The organism is Streptomyces sp. G7(2002) (assembly GCF_028870195.1).
In the GTDB taxonomy this organism is placed as follows: domain Bacteria; phylum Actinomycetota; class Actinomycetes; order Streptomycetales; family Streptomycetaceae; genus Streptomyces; species Streptomyces nigrescens.
This window is the reverse complement of record NZ_CP102609.1, coordinates 6,117,481-6,131,159: the sequence shown is the minus strand read 5'-3', so window position 1 is coordinate 6,131,159 and position 13,679 is coordinate 6,117,481. Positions and strand designations below refer to the sequence as shown.

Below are 13,679 nucleotides of genomic sequence, written 5' to 3'. Positions count from 1 at the left end.
CCTCCCACAGTCACCCGCACCGTCACCCCTCCCCCAGCCGTGCCCGGTCCGCCGCCGCTCTGCCCTGGTGCCAGCCGTCGGCGTCGCGGGCGCCGCGGAGGCGGACCGGGGCGGTGTCGGGGAAGAGGGCGCCGGTGGTCTGCTCGACGGCGAGAGCGCGGGCGGCGAGGACCGGGAGGAGGCCGGGGGCCGTGGGGGCGGACTCGGCGGTGGCGGCGGCCGTGGCGGCAGCGGTGGCCGCCGCGAGCCGGTCGCGGATGCGGTCGGCGTACCCGACGAGGAAGGTCTGGCGGAAGTCCCGGGTGCGGCGGGAGCGGCCGCGGGCGTGGTGCAGGTCGCCCGCCCGGTTCATCGCGGTGGTCGCCTGGAGGAGCAGCGAGGTGTAGAGCATCTCGGCCGCCTCCAGGTCGGGTGCGAAGCCGACGAGGGTGGAGAAGCCGACGTCGGCGGCCCAGACGGCCTGGCAGCGGTTGGCCGCCGCGACCGCGTCGAGCAGCAGCGCCTTGGCCTGTTCGTAGGGGCCCTCGATGCCGATACGGACGGCTGACGGGCCGTCGGTCCGGCCGCCCGGGGAGCCGTCCGCGCGGTCGAGGAGCGCCTCGTCGATGCTGTGCCGGGCCATCAGCTCCTGCGCCTTGGCGGACAGCGCCTCGGCCTCCTCGGCGTAGTCGGTCGCCTCGGCCTTGGCGAGCAGACCGCGGATCCGTCCGAGGGCACGGGCCGCGGCGGCGTCGGCGGGTCCGCTCCGGCCGCCGGCCTGCGGCGGGGCCGGCAGCGGGGTGATGCGGGGCAGCCGGGCGAGTACCCGCAGCGCCGCCAGCACCTCGTACACCGTCTCGAAGCGGGAGGCGCGGCGGCGCCGGGCCAGGGCGTCGAGGTAGCCGGTGTCGGCGGGCCACCAGACCTCGGCGCCGAGGTTGCGCAGCTGCTCGGACCGGCGCGGGTCCGGAGCCGGGCGGGTGGCCGACGGCCGGGCCGCCTCGGCCGCGATGGCGTCGACGACCAGCGCCACCAGGGCGGTGCCGGAGGTCTCGCGCCGTACGATCCGCGCCAGGTCGGCGGGCTGCCAGCCGCCCGCCCAGCACTGCCGCACGCCCGCCACGGCGGCCTCGACCACCGCGGCGCTCACCGCCTCCGGACCGGCCTCGGCCGCGGCCAGCATCGAGGCGCCCGCCTCCAGGGCGTCCTCGGCCTGCTCGCCGTCCGGCGCGTAACGGACGCTGCCGAGCACCTGCCCGACCAGTTCGCCTGCCGACGGCGACGGCCCGCCGCGCCCTTTTCCTCCGCGCTCACTCACCCGTTCACTGTACGGAGGGCCCGGCCGCCCCCTCCCGGGAGGCGGGCGGGAGCCGGGGCGCGGACGGGGCCCCCGGCTCAGAGCCGCACTTGGTAGAGGCCGAGGCTGCTCTCCGCCCGGTAGCCGAGCGCCTCATTGACCGCCCGCATCGGGGCGTTCTCGTCCGCGACCGTCGTGACGATCTCCCGTACGCCCGGCCGCCCGTCGCGCAGGTACTCCAGCATCCGCAGCTTGACGGCGCGGCCGAGGCCATGGCCGCGGTGGGCGGGCACGACGACGGTGTCGTACTGCAGGGCCCGTACGGATGCCGGTGTGGGCAGGACGAGTTCGGTGTAGCCGGCCACGGCACCGTCGGACTCCGCGAGGGCCGCCACGGTCAGCAGTACCCCGCCACGGTCCAGGATGACGCGGGCGGCGGCCCGTATCCGCTCGGCGTCCCAGGGGTCGTGCTGTTCGTCCAGGTCGCCGGTCGGGGCGTCCTCCATGGCGTCATGGGCGCGGGCGTGCGCGGCGGCATGGGCGTCCGGGACGACACCGCTCCAGGTGGCGAAGCGATAGCCGGCGGGCAGCGGGACGCCGGAGGCCGGGGCGGGGGCGGTCCGCACCTCCTGGACGGAGGCCACCAGCGGCAGCGCGCACTCCGCGCCCTGGGCGACGGCGAACCTCTCGCCCGCGCCGCCCTTACCGACCAGCGCGCTCACCGAGCTGCGGCCCTCGGCGGCCAGCCTCGCGCGGACCATGTCCCACAGCGCCCGGCCCGCCCCGCGGCCGCGGTGGGCGGGGTGGACCGTCAGGGTGTCGAGGAAGGCGGTGCCGGCGTTCTCCGCGGTGTCGTGGAGGCGGAGCAGGGCGACGCCCGCGTAGCCGGTGGCGCCGTCGGGGGCCGGCAGCGTGACGGGGACGGCCCGGCTGTGCAGGGCGGGGATGCGCAGCCGGCCGGTCTCGGCGGCCCGTTCGGGGGCGGGGCCGCCCGGCCGGTCGTGGGCGTGGGCGGCGGTGAGCACGGCGAACCAGGCGTCGGGGTCGATGTCCATACGGCGGACCGTACGCAGCAACGACGCCCGGCGCGCCTTGTTTTCGGCGCCGCCGGGCGTCGGTCACTCCGTGCGGTGAGCGGTCAGGTCACGTACCGGCCGGGGGTGCCGGGCACGGCCGTCTCACCGGGCCGTCACTGCACAGCGCTGCCATCCACCCACTGCGACCAGTCCATGTTCCAGCCGTTCAGGCCGTTGTCCGGCTTGACGCTCTGGTCGGGGGAGTTGACGACGTCGACCACGTCACCGGTCCGCGAGTGGTCGAAGAACCAGGCGCCGTCCGTCTTGGAGTCCTTGGCGCCCTTGGCGTCCTCCAGGCCGATGCAGCCATGGCTGGTGTTGGCCTTGCCGAAGATGCCCTTGCCCCAGTAGTTGCCGTGGATGAAGGTGCCGGAGTCGGTCAGGCGCATCGCGTGCGGGACATCGGGGATGTCGTACTCGCCCTTGCCGTCGCGCTTCTTGAAGCCGACGGTCGAGCCGTTCATCCGGGTCTGCTTGAACCGCTCGGAGATGACCATCTTGCCGTTGTAGGTGGCGTTCTCCTTGCTGCCGGCGGAGATCGGGATGGTCTTGAGGGTCCGGCCGTCGCGCACCACGGTCATCGTGTGCGCCTTGGTGTCGACGGTGCTGATCTGCGAGTGGCCGACGTGGAAGCTGACGGTCTTGTTCTGGATGCCCTTGACGCCCGGCGAGGCCTCGACGCCGTCCAGGCCGAGCTCCAGGGTGACGTCGGAGTTCGCCTTCCAGTACTTCTCGGGGCGGAAGTCCAGCCGCTTGTCGTTGAACCAGTGGCCGACGACCTTCTGGTTGCTGCTCGACGCGACCTTGATCGCGGACTCGACGTCCGCCTTGTTCTCGACCGGCTTGTCGAACTTGATCGACACCGGCATTCCGACGCCGACGGTCGAACCGTCCTCCGGCGTGAAGTTCCCGATGAAGCTGTTCGCCGGGGCGACGGTGGTGAAGCTGGAGTTCTCCACCGCGGTACGGCCCTGGGAGTCCACGGCGTGCGCGGTGACCCTGTACTTCGTCGAGCGGTCCAGGGGCTGGTTCGGCTTCCAGGAACTGCCGTCGGCGGCGAACGTGCCGGCGACCGGCTCCTTGGACTCGGCCGAGGTCATGGCGACGTCGGTCAGGTTTCCGTCGCTGACCGTGACCTTCGCGTCACTGTTGAGGCCGGTGTCGGTGGCGCCGTCCTCCGGGAGGATCGTGATCCTGGCGTCGGAGGCGTCCTTCGCGGCCGCCTCGTCCACCTGCCGGCTGTTCTCGTGCCAGGTGGCGCCGGCACCGCCATCATCCCGGTCAGCCGCACTGCTGCCACCACACGCCGCAAGCGTGAGTACGCCCCCGAGCAGCGTGGCGCTGGCTATGAGGCCCTTCCGGCGCTTGCTGTCCGTTATCACACGCATCTCCATTGCTACCGATTTCGCACGATTCCCCGAGCGAGCAGCCAACTGAACGCTGGCTCATATGGACGCTGGCATTCCGGCCGACGCCATTTGAACGCCTTTTCCGTTTCGCCCGTTCCATGCGTCCACAAAGTGTGGGGAAGGCCACTTATTGCCCGGACCGGTCAGATTGCCCGGACCGGTCATACGGTGACATGGAGCGACAGCGCACCGGCCACGTAGTCGGCCCCCGCACGGCGGGCAGCCGTACGGGGGCCGTGGCCATCGGGGGTGCCGGTCAGCCCTCCCCGTCCGCGTCGTCCGCCAGATCCCACTCCGCCGCGTCCCACTCGGCATCCGGGTCGTAGTCGGTCAGCTCCTCGCTGCTCCAGGAGGCCTGTGCGAGTTCGGTGCCCGGCACCTTGGTGACGAGGTCGAACGGGTCGATCAGATGGGCCAGCGCCTCCGCCGGGTCCTCCCGGACCGTCTCCAGCGACTGTCTGCGCTCCTCGTCGGGCAGCGAGGGATCCCCGCTGATGTGATCGACGGCGGCGCCGGTCAGCCGGCGGGCGTCGGCGACCTCCATGATCAATTCGACATGAAGGCGCACAAAACGTGATGTCTCACCATTGCTCATAGCACGGAGGTTAGGCATGGAGGGCTCCTGACTTCCCCGCGACCCGCGGCGGTCACTAACATCTGCGGTCAACGGCCAATTTGCCGAACCCACAAGGGGGATCGCTTCCGTGACCGCACGACGACCACTGCTGACCGCCGCAGCCGCGGGATCGGTGCTGTTCGCCCTGTGGTTCGTACCGTCCGCCCAGGCGACCGCGGGGCATGACGGAGCGACAGATTCCGCCCTGCGGGTGGCGTCCGCACCGGCCGCGCCGGGCCTGGCCGACCGCACGGCCGGCGGGGCTCAGGACACCGGCGGCCGCTCCACGACGGCCACCTCGGACGACCGCGGCACAGCGGGCGGCACCGGCACCGGCGTCGACACCGGGACCGGAACCGGAACCGAGGGTCCCGCCGGCACCCCGCACCTCCTCGCCGACACCGGCAGCCCGGACACCATGCCGTACGTGATCGGCGGCGCCGCCTGCCTCGCGCTCGGCGCCGGCCTGGTCGGCTACTCCGTCCACCGCACCCGCGACGAGGCCGTCTGAGACCGGACGGCGCCCGGCGGCCGTTAGAGGGTGTGTCCCCCTACGCCAGCGTGCCCGTGACCGACTCCACGGCCGCCACCAGCTTCCCGCCCCGTACGAACGCATACGCGCTCTCCAGGTCCGGCGCCAGGAAGCGGTCCTCGCCCGGCCCCTGGATGCCCGCGCCGCGCACCGCGTCCAATACGGCGCGGGTGGCCGGGGCCGGCGTCAGGCCCTCGCGCATCTCGATGGCACGGGTCGCCGCATAGAGCTCGACGGCGATGATCCGGGTCAGGTTGTCGACCGCGGTGCGCAGCTTGCGCGCCGCCGACCAGCCCATCGAGACATGGTCCTCCTGCATCGCGGAGGACGGGATGGAGTCCACCGACGCCGGTGCGGCCAGCCTCTTCAGCTCGCTGACCAGCGCGGCCTGGGTGTACTGGGCGATCATCAGGCCGGAGTCGACGCCCGGGTCACCGGCCAGGAAGGCGGGCAGCCCGTGCGAACGGTTCTTGTCCAGCAGCCGGTCCGTACGGCGCTCCGCGATCGAACCGAGGTCGGCCGCGGCGATGGCCAGGAAGTCCAGGACGTAGGCGACCGGAGCGCCGTGGAAGTTGCCGTTGGACTCGACCCGGCCGTCCGGCAGCACCACCGGGTTGTCGACCGCGGCGGCCAGTTCGCGGTCCGCGACGAGCCGGGCGTGGCCGAGGGTGTCCCGGCCGGCGCCGGCGACCTGCGGGGCACAGCGGATGGAGTAGGCGTCCTGGACGCGCGGGGCGTCGTCCTGGTGGTGACCGGTGAAGCCCGAACCGGCCAGGACCTTGGCCATGTTGGCGGCCGAGGCGGCCTGCCCGGGGTGCGGGCGGATGGCGTGCAGCTCGGGCGCGAGGACCTTGTCCGTGCCGAGCAGCGCCTCCAGGGAGAGGGCCGCGGTGATGTCCGCCGAGGTGAACAGCCGGGCGAGGTCGGCGCAGGCCATCACGAGCATGCCGAGCATGCCGTCGGTGCCGTTGAGGAGGGCCAGGCCCTCCTTCTCGCGCAGTTCGACGGGTTCGATGCCGTGCGCGGCCAGCAGCTCGGCGGCCGGCCGTACGACGCCGTCGGGGCCCTCCGCGTCACCCTCGCCCATCAGCGCCAGCGCGCAGTGCGAGAGCGGCGCCAGGTCGCCGGAGCAGCCGAGCGAGCCATATTCGTGGACGACGGGTGTGATGCCGGCGTTGAGGAGGGCGGCCATCGTCTCGACGACGAGCGGGCGGACGCCGGTGTGCCCGGAGGCGAGCGTCTTCAGCCGCAGGAACATCAGCGCGCGGACGACCTCCCGCTCGACCCGCGGGCCCATACCGGCCGCGTGCGAGCGGACGATGTTGCGCTGGAGCTGCACGCGCAGCTCGGGGCTGATGTGGCGGACGGCGAGGGCACCGAAGCCGGTGGAGACGCCGTAGACGGGGTCGGGCTTGGCGGCGAGTTCGTCGATGAAGGCGCGGGAGGTGGCGACGGCCGCGAGGGCTTCCTCGGACAGCTCGATCCGGGCCGCGCCGCGAGCCACCGCGATGACGTCCTGTGCGGTCGTGCCGGACGTCCCCAGCACCACAGTGTGCATATCCATATTCAGGCACCCTAGAGACTGAATCGCCGGATGTCACCACCGGATTTCGGGATCACCCCTTACCCGGCATCCCGACGGACCGGTGGACAGGCACGGGCAGACCTCCTCACCTCCGGAAGCGCCGGCGCTCCGGCCCCGACCGCCGGTCGGGGGCGTCCGCGAGCCGGACGACCGGGTCGTCCTTGCCGCCGTGCCGCCCGGCGATCACCGGCTCGCCCGACCGCGCCGCCTTGGCCTTGTACTGCGCGGCGTCCGCGAGCCGGAAGAGCCGGCGGGCGCTGCGCACCGGGCCGATCGGATCGCCGGTCGAGGCGACCCCGACCGCGACCCCCTCGCCGAGGTCCAATTCCCCCGCCCGGTCGCACAGTTCACCGGCCACCTTGACCACCTCGTCGGCCGGCGGCCCCACCGCCAGCAGGCAGAACTCATCACCGCCGAGCCGGGCGACGAGCGTGCCCGGCAGCATCGCGCCGCACAGCGAGAGCACCGAGCCGAAGCGCTCCAGCAGACGGTCGCCGACCGCATGGCCGCGTGAGTCGTTCACCCGCTTCAGCCCGTTGAGGTCGCACACCACCAGGCTGACCACCACCTCGTCCCTGCGGTGCAGCTCCAGCGCCTCGTCCAGCCGCATATCGACGGCACGGCGGTTGGCCAGGCCGGTCAGCGCATCGGTGAAGGCCAGCCGGCGGGCCTCCGCCAGCCGCTCGGTCTGCGCGATCCCGGCGGCCGTCACGGCGGCGAGCACACTCGCGAAGTCGGCGTCGGCCCGGCCGAAGACCGGCTCCCCCGTACGCCGTGCGACATACAGCTCGCCCCAGGCCCGGCCGTGCAGCACGATCGGCGCGACCACACAGCAGCCACGGCCGCGGCGGCGCAGTGCGGCCATCCGCTGACGGTTGCCCCCGCCACCCCCGGCCGGCCCCTCCTCCGCCGTCCGGGGCGCCGGGCGACCGTGCGGCCCCTCGGCGGTCTCCACCCAGGCACTGGGCTCGCCGCCGCCCGCCCACTGCTCGTGCAGAAAGCCGACGATCTCCGGGAACTCATGGACGGGGTAGCTCTCGTCGTCCGGGAACTCCTCCTCGCCCTCGGCGAGTTCGCCCGTGTTGACCAGCACCCGCAGCTTCCCCAGCTCGCGCTCCCATTTCGAGATCGCCGCGAAGGAGCCGCCCAGGGCCTGGCGCACCCCCAGCGCCGCGGCGTGCGCCGATTCGCGCGGCGTGTGCGCGGCCGCCATCGCCTGCGCCAGCTCCACCACGGCCCGCAGCCTCGCATCGCCCTCGCCCGTCACCGGATCCTCGCATTCCGTCACCGTGAGCACGCTCTGTACTACAGCGTAGGAATGTTTAACCCCTTTCGCCCCTTTCCGTGCGCGATCGACACCCGGGCGTTATGCGCGTCGTTCCTGGTCGGGGGGTCAAGGAGGGGATGCGGCAGGGGGCAATACGGTGCGTGACGAGGCGGGGACCCGCCGGAACGCACGGTGCGCAGGCGGCCGCCCCGCCTGCGCCCCGCCCGGTTCAATCCCCGGGGCCCCGATTCACTCCCCGGGCCACTCCGGATCCCGCTTCTCGTTGAAGGCCGCCACGCCCTCCGCCCGGTCCCCGGAGAAGGCCACACTGCGCCATGCGCCGTCCTCCACCTCCAGACCGGCCCGCAGATCCAGTCCGTGCCCCAGCCGCATGGCGCGCTTGGCGGCCCGCAGGCCGACCGGCGAATTACGGGCGATCCGGGCCGCCAGCTCCAGCGCCTCGGCCCGGTCCTGTCCGTCCGCCGCCAGCTGGTCGACCAGCCCCAGCTCCACGGCCTCGGGCGCCGGCACCCGCCGCGCGGTGAACACCAGCTCGGCCGCCCGCGCCGCACCCACCCGGCGCGGCAGCAGCTGTGTGCCCCCGCCGCCCGGAATGACCCCCACCGACACCTCCGGCAGGCCGACCAGGGCCGTACCGTCGGCGACGATCAGATCGCAGGCCAGCGCCAGCTCGAAGCCACCGCCGAGCGCGAAGCCGTGCACCGCGGCAATGGTGGGCATCGGCAGTTCCAGTACGCCCGTGTAGGCGGCGCGGGTGTGCGGGCGCTGGCGCATCAGGTCCGCGTCCGTGAAGGAGTTGCGCTCCTTGAGGTCGGCGCCCACGCAGAACGCCCGCTCATGGGTGGAGCTGAGGACCACCGCCCGTACGGAGCGGTCCGCGGCCAGCTCGGCGCAGGCCTGCACCAGGCTGTCGGCCATGGCCGTCGACACGGCGTTCATGGCCTTGGGGCGGTCCATGATCAGCTCCGCCACGAAACCGTGCCGCTCGATGGCGACCCAGCCGTCCGCACCGAACCGTTGCCGTTGCATGCAGCCCTCCCTGTTAACGGCCGTTGACCTGACGTGGGGATCATGTCAGGTGGGGGCCCGGAGGAACAGGACGGGTTTCCGGCTGTGGACGGGCGGGACGCGGCCCGGTACCGGCCCGGTGCGGCCCGGGGACTACGGCGCCGTTCGGGCCGGGCAACCGCCCGCCGAGAGGCTGCCCGCCGGTGGCATGCGCGGTCGGTGACATGCGCTGGCGGCGCCTCGTCAGTCGCGGCGGCTCAGCAGCCAGGGCTCGACGACGCCCAGACCTCGCACCGGCCGCTGCCACATCGGCTGGAGGGCGAAGCGGTACGTCGGGGGCGGAGCGCCGGTGCCCTCCTCGGCCGCCTTCTCCGCCGCCGCGGCGTCGGCCTCGGAGACCGGAGCGTCGCCGATCCGGCCCAGCTCCTCGGCGAACGCCTGGTCCACCAGCACGGTGTCCTTCGGCGCTATCGACGTCAGGCGGCTGGCGAGGTTGACGGTCGTACCGAACACATCGCCCATCCGGGTCGTGACCGTGCCGAACGCGATGCCGACCCGCAGCTCCGGCATCGTCTCGTCGTGGGCCATCGTCTCGATCAGCCGCAGCCCGATCTCGGCGGCGATACCGGCGTCGTCGGCGGCGAAGAGGACCTCGTCACCGAGGGTCTTGATCAGCCGGCCACCGTGCGCGGCCACCAGGTCCGAGCAGGTGGTCTCGAACGCCTCCACCAGCTCGCCCAGTTCCTCCTCCTCCAGGCGGCGGGTCAGCCGGGTGAAGCCCACCAGGTCGGCGAAGCCGACGGCGAGGCGGCGGTCGACCATTTCGGCGTCGTCCTGGGCCCGGACGACCCGGCCGGTGGCGGCGGCGAGCTGGCGCCGCCAGACGTAGACGAGGAACTCCTCCAGCTCGGGGAGCAGCAGCTCGACCAGCGGATAGGTGATCTCCGTACGGGTCAGGCCGGAGTCCTGGGGCTCGGTGAGGCCCTCCAGGAAGGAATCGATCTGCCAGTCGGCCAGACGGGCGGTGGTCTGGCCCGTGGAACGGGCGACCTGGATGGCCATGGCCTCGCTGAGCAGACCGGCCTCGACGAGACCGGCGAGGCGGCGCAGGGCCAGCACATCGGCCTCGGTCAGGGCCTTGACCTGGCCGATGTCGGCGAAGCCCATGGCCCGCCAGAAGCGGGCCGCGAGATCCATGGAGACACCGGCGCCGCGGGCCGCCTGGAACGGCGTGTAGCGGCGGTCGGCGCCGAGGATGAGTTGTTCGAGGCGGACGGCGATGTTGTTCTCGTCGCCCTCGTCCCCGGCCCCTGGGGGGTCGCCGGCGGGGACGTCACGCACCGCATCGTCGTCGGTGTCCGTGTCGCGCGGGGTGGCGCCCGAGTCGTCGGCGGTCACCGGCCGCTCCCTGTCCGATCCCTGCGCACTGCCCTTCCGATCACTGCTCGCCGGTGGTCCGCTCCCTGGCGGACCGCCTCAACGATACGGCAGGTGTGCTCTGGCTCACTCTCACATGTCGGCTCTGACCAAGGAAGAGGCGGGGACACGTCGGCGCGGCGGGGGTCGTGGTACAGGGGTGGCCCGGGCGGACCGGAGGTGCGCGACCCGTCCGGCCTCACCGTTCCGGGGAATCCTCGCCGTCGGCCCGCCGGGACGCCGCGGCGCGCAGATGGATGATGTCGCCGGCGCCCACCGGATGCCGTACACCGTTCGCGGTGGCCAGGACCAGGCGGCCGTCACCGTCGATGGCCACTGCCTCGCCGGTGAGGTCGCTGCCGCCGGGGAGTTCGGCGCGTACGGAGCGGCCCAGGGTGGCGCAGCCCGCCGCATAGGTCTCCTGGAGGCGGCTGGCGCCGGGGTCGCCGACGGCGGACTGCCAGGTGGCGTACCACTCCTCCAGTGAGCGGAGCACGGCGCGCAGCAGCGGGTCGCGGTCCGTGGTGCGGGCGCCCGCCAGGGCCAGCGAGCCGGCGGTGGGCACGGGGAGTTCGCCGGCGGTGAGGGAGACGTTCAGGCCGATGCCGATGACGACGCCGGAGCCGGCCCGCTCGGCGAGGATGCCGCCCACCTTGCGCTCGCCGGTGCCGGGGGTCCCGTCCGGGCCCGCGGCACCGGCGTCCCCGGGGCAGCTGACCAGGATGTCGTTGGGCCACTTGAGGGACGTGTCGATACCGGCCGTCCGGGACAGGGCGGTTGCGGTGGCGACTCCGGCGAGCAGCGGGAGCCAGCCCCAGCGCTGCACGGGGACGTTGGGCGTGAGGTAGACGGAGAAGAAGAGGCCGGAGCGCGGGGGCGCCGACCAGCTGCGGTTGAGCCGGCCGCGGCCGGCGGACTGTTCCTCGGCCACCAGGACGGCGCCCTCCTCGGCCTTCCCCTCGGCCACCCGGGCCGCCAGGTCGGTGTTGGTGGAGCCGGTGGCGGGGACGACGTCCAGGGCGGTCCAGAGCGCGCCGGGGCGCACCAGGGCCCGGCGCAGTGCCGCGGCGTTCAGCGGGGGGCGGCTCAGGTCGCTCCAGCGGCCGGCATCTTTGTCCCGGTTTTCCGGTGGTTGAGGCGTCATGGGACCAGCCTAGGTGTGGTCAACGACGCAGTGCCGCTGAGCAGTCCCGCGGATACGCTACGAATCGGTAGCCAAACCCGTACCACCCTCAGTACGAGCACCAGTCCAGGACGAGCAGGAGCCGCATCCCGATGTCCGAGCCGGAAGCAAACATCCACACCACCGCGGGCAAATTGGCGGATCTGCAGCGACGGGTCGAAGAAGCCACGCATGCCGGTTCCGCCCGTGCAGTGGAAAAGCAGCATGCGAAGGGGAAGTTGACGGCGCGTGAGCGCATCGATCTGCTGCTGGACGAGGGCTCCTTCGTCGAGCTGGACGAGTTCGCGCGGCACCGGTCGACCAACTTCGGAATCGAGAAGAACCGGCCGTACGGGGACGGCGTCGTCACCGGTTACGGCACCGTCGACGGCCGGCCGATCTGCGTCTATTCGCAGGACTTCACGATCTTCGGCGGGTCGCTGGGCGAGGTCTACGGCGAGAAGATCGTCAAGGTGATGGACTTCGCGCTGAAGAACGGGTGCCCGGTCGTCGGGATCAATGACGGCGGCGGGGCCCGGATCCAGGAGGGCGTGGTCGCCCTCGGTCTGTTCGCGGAGATCTTCCGGCGCAATGTGCACGCGTCGGGTGTGGTGCCGCAGATCTCGCTGATCGTCGGTCCCTGTGCGGGCGGCGCGGTGTACTCCCCCGCCATCACCGACTTCACGGTCATGGTCGACCAGACCTCGCACATGTTCATCACCGGCCCCGACGTCATCAAGACGGTCACGGGTGAGGACGTCGGCTTCGAGGAGCTGGGGGGTGCGCGTACGCACAACACCACCTCGGGCGTGGCGCACCACATGGCGGGCGACGAGAAGGACGCCATCGACTACGTCAAGGGCCTGCTGTCCTACCTGCCGTCCAACAACCTCTCCGAACCGCCCGCCTTCCCGGAGGAGGCGGACCTGGAGACCTCGGACGTCGACCGCGAGCTGGACGCCCTGATCCCGGATTCGGCGAACCAGCCGTACGACATGCATGTCGCGATCGAGCACGTCCTGGACGACCACGAATTCCTGGAGACCCAGGCACTGTTCGCGCCGAACATCCTGACCGGCTTCGGGCGGGTCGAGGGCCATTCGGTGGGCATCGTCGCCAACCAGCCGATGCAGTTCGCCGGCTGCCTGGACATCAAGGCGAGCGAGAAGGCCGCGCGGTTCGTGCGGACCTGCGACGCCTACAACATCCCGGTGATCACCTTCGTGGACGTGCCCGGCTTCCTGCCGGGGACGGACCAGGAGTACGACGGGATCATCCGGCGCGGCGCCAAGCTGATCTTTGCGTACGCGGAGGCGACCGTCCCGCTGATCACGGTCATCACACGCAAGGCGTTCGGCGGCGCGTACGACGTCATGGGCTCCAAGCACCTGGGTGCGGACCTCAACCTGGCCTGGCCGACCGCGCAGATCGCCGTCATGGGCGCACAGGGCGCGGTCAACATCCTGCACCGCCGCACGCTGGCCGCGATCGAGGACCCGGCCGCGCAGGACGAGCGGCGCCAGGAGCTGATCCAGGAGTACGAGGACACCCTGCTCAACCCGTACGTCGCGGCCGAGCGCGGCTATGTCGACGCGGTGATCATGCCGTCCGAGACGCGCCGGCACATCGTCCGCGGGCTGCGCACGCTGCGGAACAAGCGCGAGGCGCTGCCGCCGAAGAAGCACGGCAACATCCCGCTCTGACCGGCAGAACCAGCGGAACCAGCGAAGGGAGCCGTTCTCGATGATCAAGGTCGTACGGGGCAATCCGACCCCTGAGGAGCTGGCCGCCGCACTGGCGGTGGTCCAGGCCCGCGCGGCGGCCGCCGCTGCCGTCGCGCCCGGAAAGAAGGACCGCGGCACCGAGTGGTCGGACCCCGCGTCCACGGTTCCGGCGCGGGCCCGTATGCCGCATCCGGGGCCGCGGGCCTGGCGGACGAGTTACTGGCCGCATTGACCGGTTGACATCGGGTGGCCGTCCGGGGCCACCGGGTCGGTGCATAGTGCATTGACTAGTCCCTTGCACCGTGGCGCCTGAGTACGCGTACTCAGGCGCCACAGGTCGTCATGGGCACAGGATCGATACATGCTGTGGTCAGATCCGCCCGATGAGCCTCCTGAGGAGCTGCGCGATGTGCAGGCCAAGCTCCGCCGGATGGGCATCGTGCTGGCCGTGGCCGCGGTGGTGCTGATGGTCCTGCTCGCGGGGAAATAGCCGCTCCCGTACGCGGCGGCATCGCTGTTCCCGCGTACGGAGAGGCAACGCTCACACTTCCCGACCGCAACCGCCTCCGCCGATTTCGTGTCTTTTC

13 protein-coding genes are annotated in these 13,679 nt (G+C 72.3%); 4 read left to right on the top strand and 9 right to left on the bottom strand.

The genetic code is table 11. The annotated features are described in order from the left end of the window. Window positions 1-22: 22 nt before the first annotated feature. The 4 genes from NUT86_RS26100 to NUT86_RS26085 form a co-directional block, all read right to left on the bottom strand. The gene (locus tag NUT86_RS26100; protein WP_446750834.1) at window positions 23-1,231 is read right to left on the bottom strand and encodes a DUF2786 domain-containing protein; all 1,209 of its coding nucleotides are present in this window, start codon (window positions 1,229-1,231) and stop codon (window positions 23-25) included. Window positions 1,232-1,374: 143 nt separating this feature from the next. Then, the gene (locus tag NUT86_RS26095; protein ID WP_159486463.1) at window positions 1,375-2,331 is read right to left on the bottom strand and encodes a GNAT family N-acetyltransferase; all 957 of its coding nucleotides are present in this window, start codon (window positions 2,329-2,331) and stop codon (window positions 1,375-1,377) included. A 134-nt stretch (window positions 2,332-2,465) separates the two neighbouring features. Next, window positions 2,466-3,731 carry a L,D-transpeptidase gene (locus tag NUT86_RS26090; protein WP_229838039.1) on the bottom strand — a complete coding sequence of 422 codons (1,266 nt, stop codon included), beginning with the start codon at window positions 3,729-3,731 and terminating at the stop codon, window positions 2,466-2,468. Between the two features lie 286 nt (window positions 3,732-4,017). Then, complete coding sequence (locus tag NUT86_RS26085) at window positions 4,018-4,356, bottom strand: hypothetical protein (RefSeq protein WP_037741384.1); 339 nt, start codon at window positions 4,354-4,356, stop codon at window positions 4,018-4,020. Between the two features lie 109 nt (window positions 4,357-4,465). On the opposite strand from NUT86_RS26085, the gene NUT86_RS26080 reads away from it, so the two are divergent. Beyond that, the gene (locus NUT86_RS26080; RefSeq protein ID WP_274737837.1) at window positions 4,466-4,888 is read left to right on the top strand and encodes a hypothetical protein; all 423 of its coding nucleotides are present in this window, start codon (window positions 4,466-4,468) and stop codon (window positions 4,886-4,888) included. Between the two features lie 40 nt (window positions 4,889-4,928). On the opposite strand, the gene hutH is transcribed toward NUT86_RS26080, so the two are convergent. The 5 genes from hutH to NUT86_RS26055 form a co-directional block, all read right to left on the bottom strand. After that, a complete protein-coding gene (gene hutH / locus NUT86_RS26075; protein WP_159486469.1) occupies window positions 4,929-6,473 on the bottom strand; it encodes a histidine ammonia-lyase in 1,545 nt (514 codons plus the stop codon). A 106-nt stretch (window positions 6,474-6,579) separates the two neighbouring features. Next, window positions 6,580-7,707 (bottom strand): GGDEF domain-containing protein, encoded by a 1,128-nt coding sequence (locus NUT86_RS26070; RefSeq protein WP_051104110.1) that lies wholly within the window; start codon window positions 7,705-7,707, stop codon window positions 6,580-6,582. A gap of 303 nt (window positions 7,708-8,010) precedes the next feature. Then, entirely contained in the window at window positions 8,011-8,811 is an 801-nt protein-coding gene (locus NUT86_RS26065; protein ID WP_093637359.1) for an enoyl-CoA hydratase/isomerase family protein, read from the bottom strand. Window positions 8,812-9,033: 222 nt separating this feature from the next. Further along, window positions 9,034-10,188 carry an adenylate/guanylate cyclase domain-containing protein gene (locus NUT86_RS26060; RefSeq protein ID WP_018089235.1) on the bottom strand — a complete coding sequence of 385 codons (1,155 nt, stop codon included), beginning with the start codon at window positions 10,186-10,188 and terminating at the stop codon, window positions 9,034-9,036. Window positions 10,189-10,405: 217 nt separating this feature from the next. Further along, window positions 10,406-11,350 (bottom strand): biotin--[acetyl-CoA-carboxylase] ligase, encoded by a 945-nt coding sequence (locus NUT86_RS26055; protein ID WP_018089234.1) that lies wholly within the window; start codon window positions 11,348-11,350, stop codon window positions 10,406-10,408. A gap of 131 nt (window positions 11,351-11,481) precedes the next feature. Between NUT86_RS26055 and NUT86_RS26050 the strand changes: the two genes are divergently transcribed. From NUT86_RS26050 to mmpB, 3 genes are all read left to right on the top strand, one after another. Further along, window positions 11,482-13,071, top strand: a complete 1,590-nt coding sequence (locus tag NUT86_RS26050; RefSeq protein ID WP_018089233.1) for an acyl-CoA carboxylase subunit beta — start codon at window positions 11,482-11,484, stop codon at window positions 13,069-13,071. 40 nt (window positions 13,072-13,111) lie between these two features. Next, a complete protein-coding gene (locus NUT86_RS26045) occupies window positions 13,112-13,324 on the top strand; it encodes an acyl-CoA carboxylase epsilon subunit (protein ID WP_018089232.1) in 213 nt (70 codons plus the stop codon). A 129-nt stretch (window positions 13,325-13,453) separates the two neighbouring features. Then, window positions 13,454-13,582, top strand: a complete 129-nt coding sequence (gene mmpB, locus NUT86_RS26040) for a morphogenic membrane protein MmpB (RefSeq protein ID WP_018089231.1) — start codon at window positions 13,454-13,456, stop codon at window positions 13,580-13,582. The last annotated feature ends 97 nt before the right edge of the window (window positions 13,583-13,679 follow it).

Excerpts from the sequence above, each read along its gene's own strand:
- NUT86_RS26095 (WP_159486463.1), bottom strand. The coding sequence starts at position 2,331 with ATGGACATCGACCCCGACGCCTGGTTCGCCGTGCTCACCGCCGCCCAC.
- NUT86_RS26085 (WP_037741384.1), bottom strand. The coding sequence starts at position 4,356 with ATGAGCAATGGTGAGACATCACGTTTTGTGCGCCTTCATGTCGAATTG.
- hutH (WP_159486469.1), bottom strand. The coding sequence starts at position 6,473 with ATGGATATGCACACTGTGGTGCTGGGGACGTCCGGCACGACCGCACAG.
- NUT86_RS26070 (WP_051104110.1), bottom strand. The coding sequence starts at position 7,707 with ATGGCGGCCGCGCACACGCCGCGCGAATCGGCGCACGCCGCGGCGCTG.
- NUT86_RS26065 (WP_093637359.1), bottom strand. The coding sequence starts at position 8,811 with ATGCAACGGCAACGGTTCGGTGCGGACGGCTGGGTCGCCATCGAGCGG.
- NUT86_RS26055 (WP_018089234.1), bottom strand. The coding sequence starts at position 11,350 with ATGACGCCTCAACCACCGGAAAACCGGGACAAAGATGCCGGCCGCTGG.
- NUT86_RS26050 (WP_018089233.1), top strand. The coding sequence starts at position 11,482 with ATGTCCGAGCCGGAAGCAAACATCCACACCACCGCGGGCAAATTGGCG.
- NUT86_RS26045 (WP_018089232.1), top strand. The coding sequence starts at position 13,112 with ATGATCAAGGTCGTACGGGGCAATCCGACCCCTGAGGAGCTGGCCGCC.
- mmpB (WP_018089231.1), top strand. The coding sequence starts at position 13,454 with ATGCTGTGGTCAGATCCGCCCGATGAGCCTCCTGAGGAGCTGCGCGAT.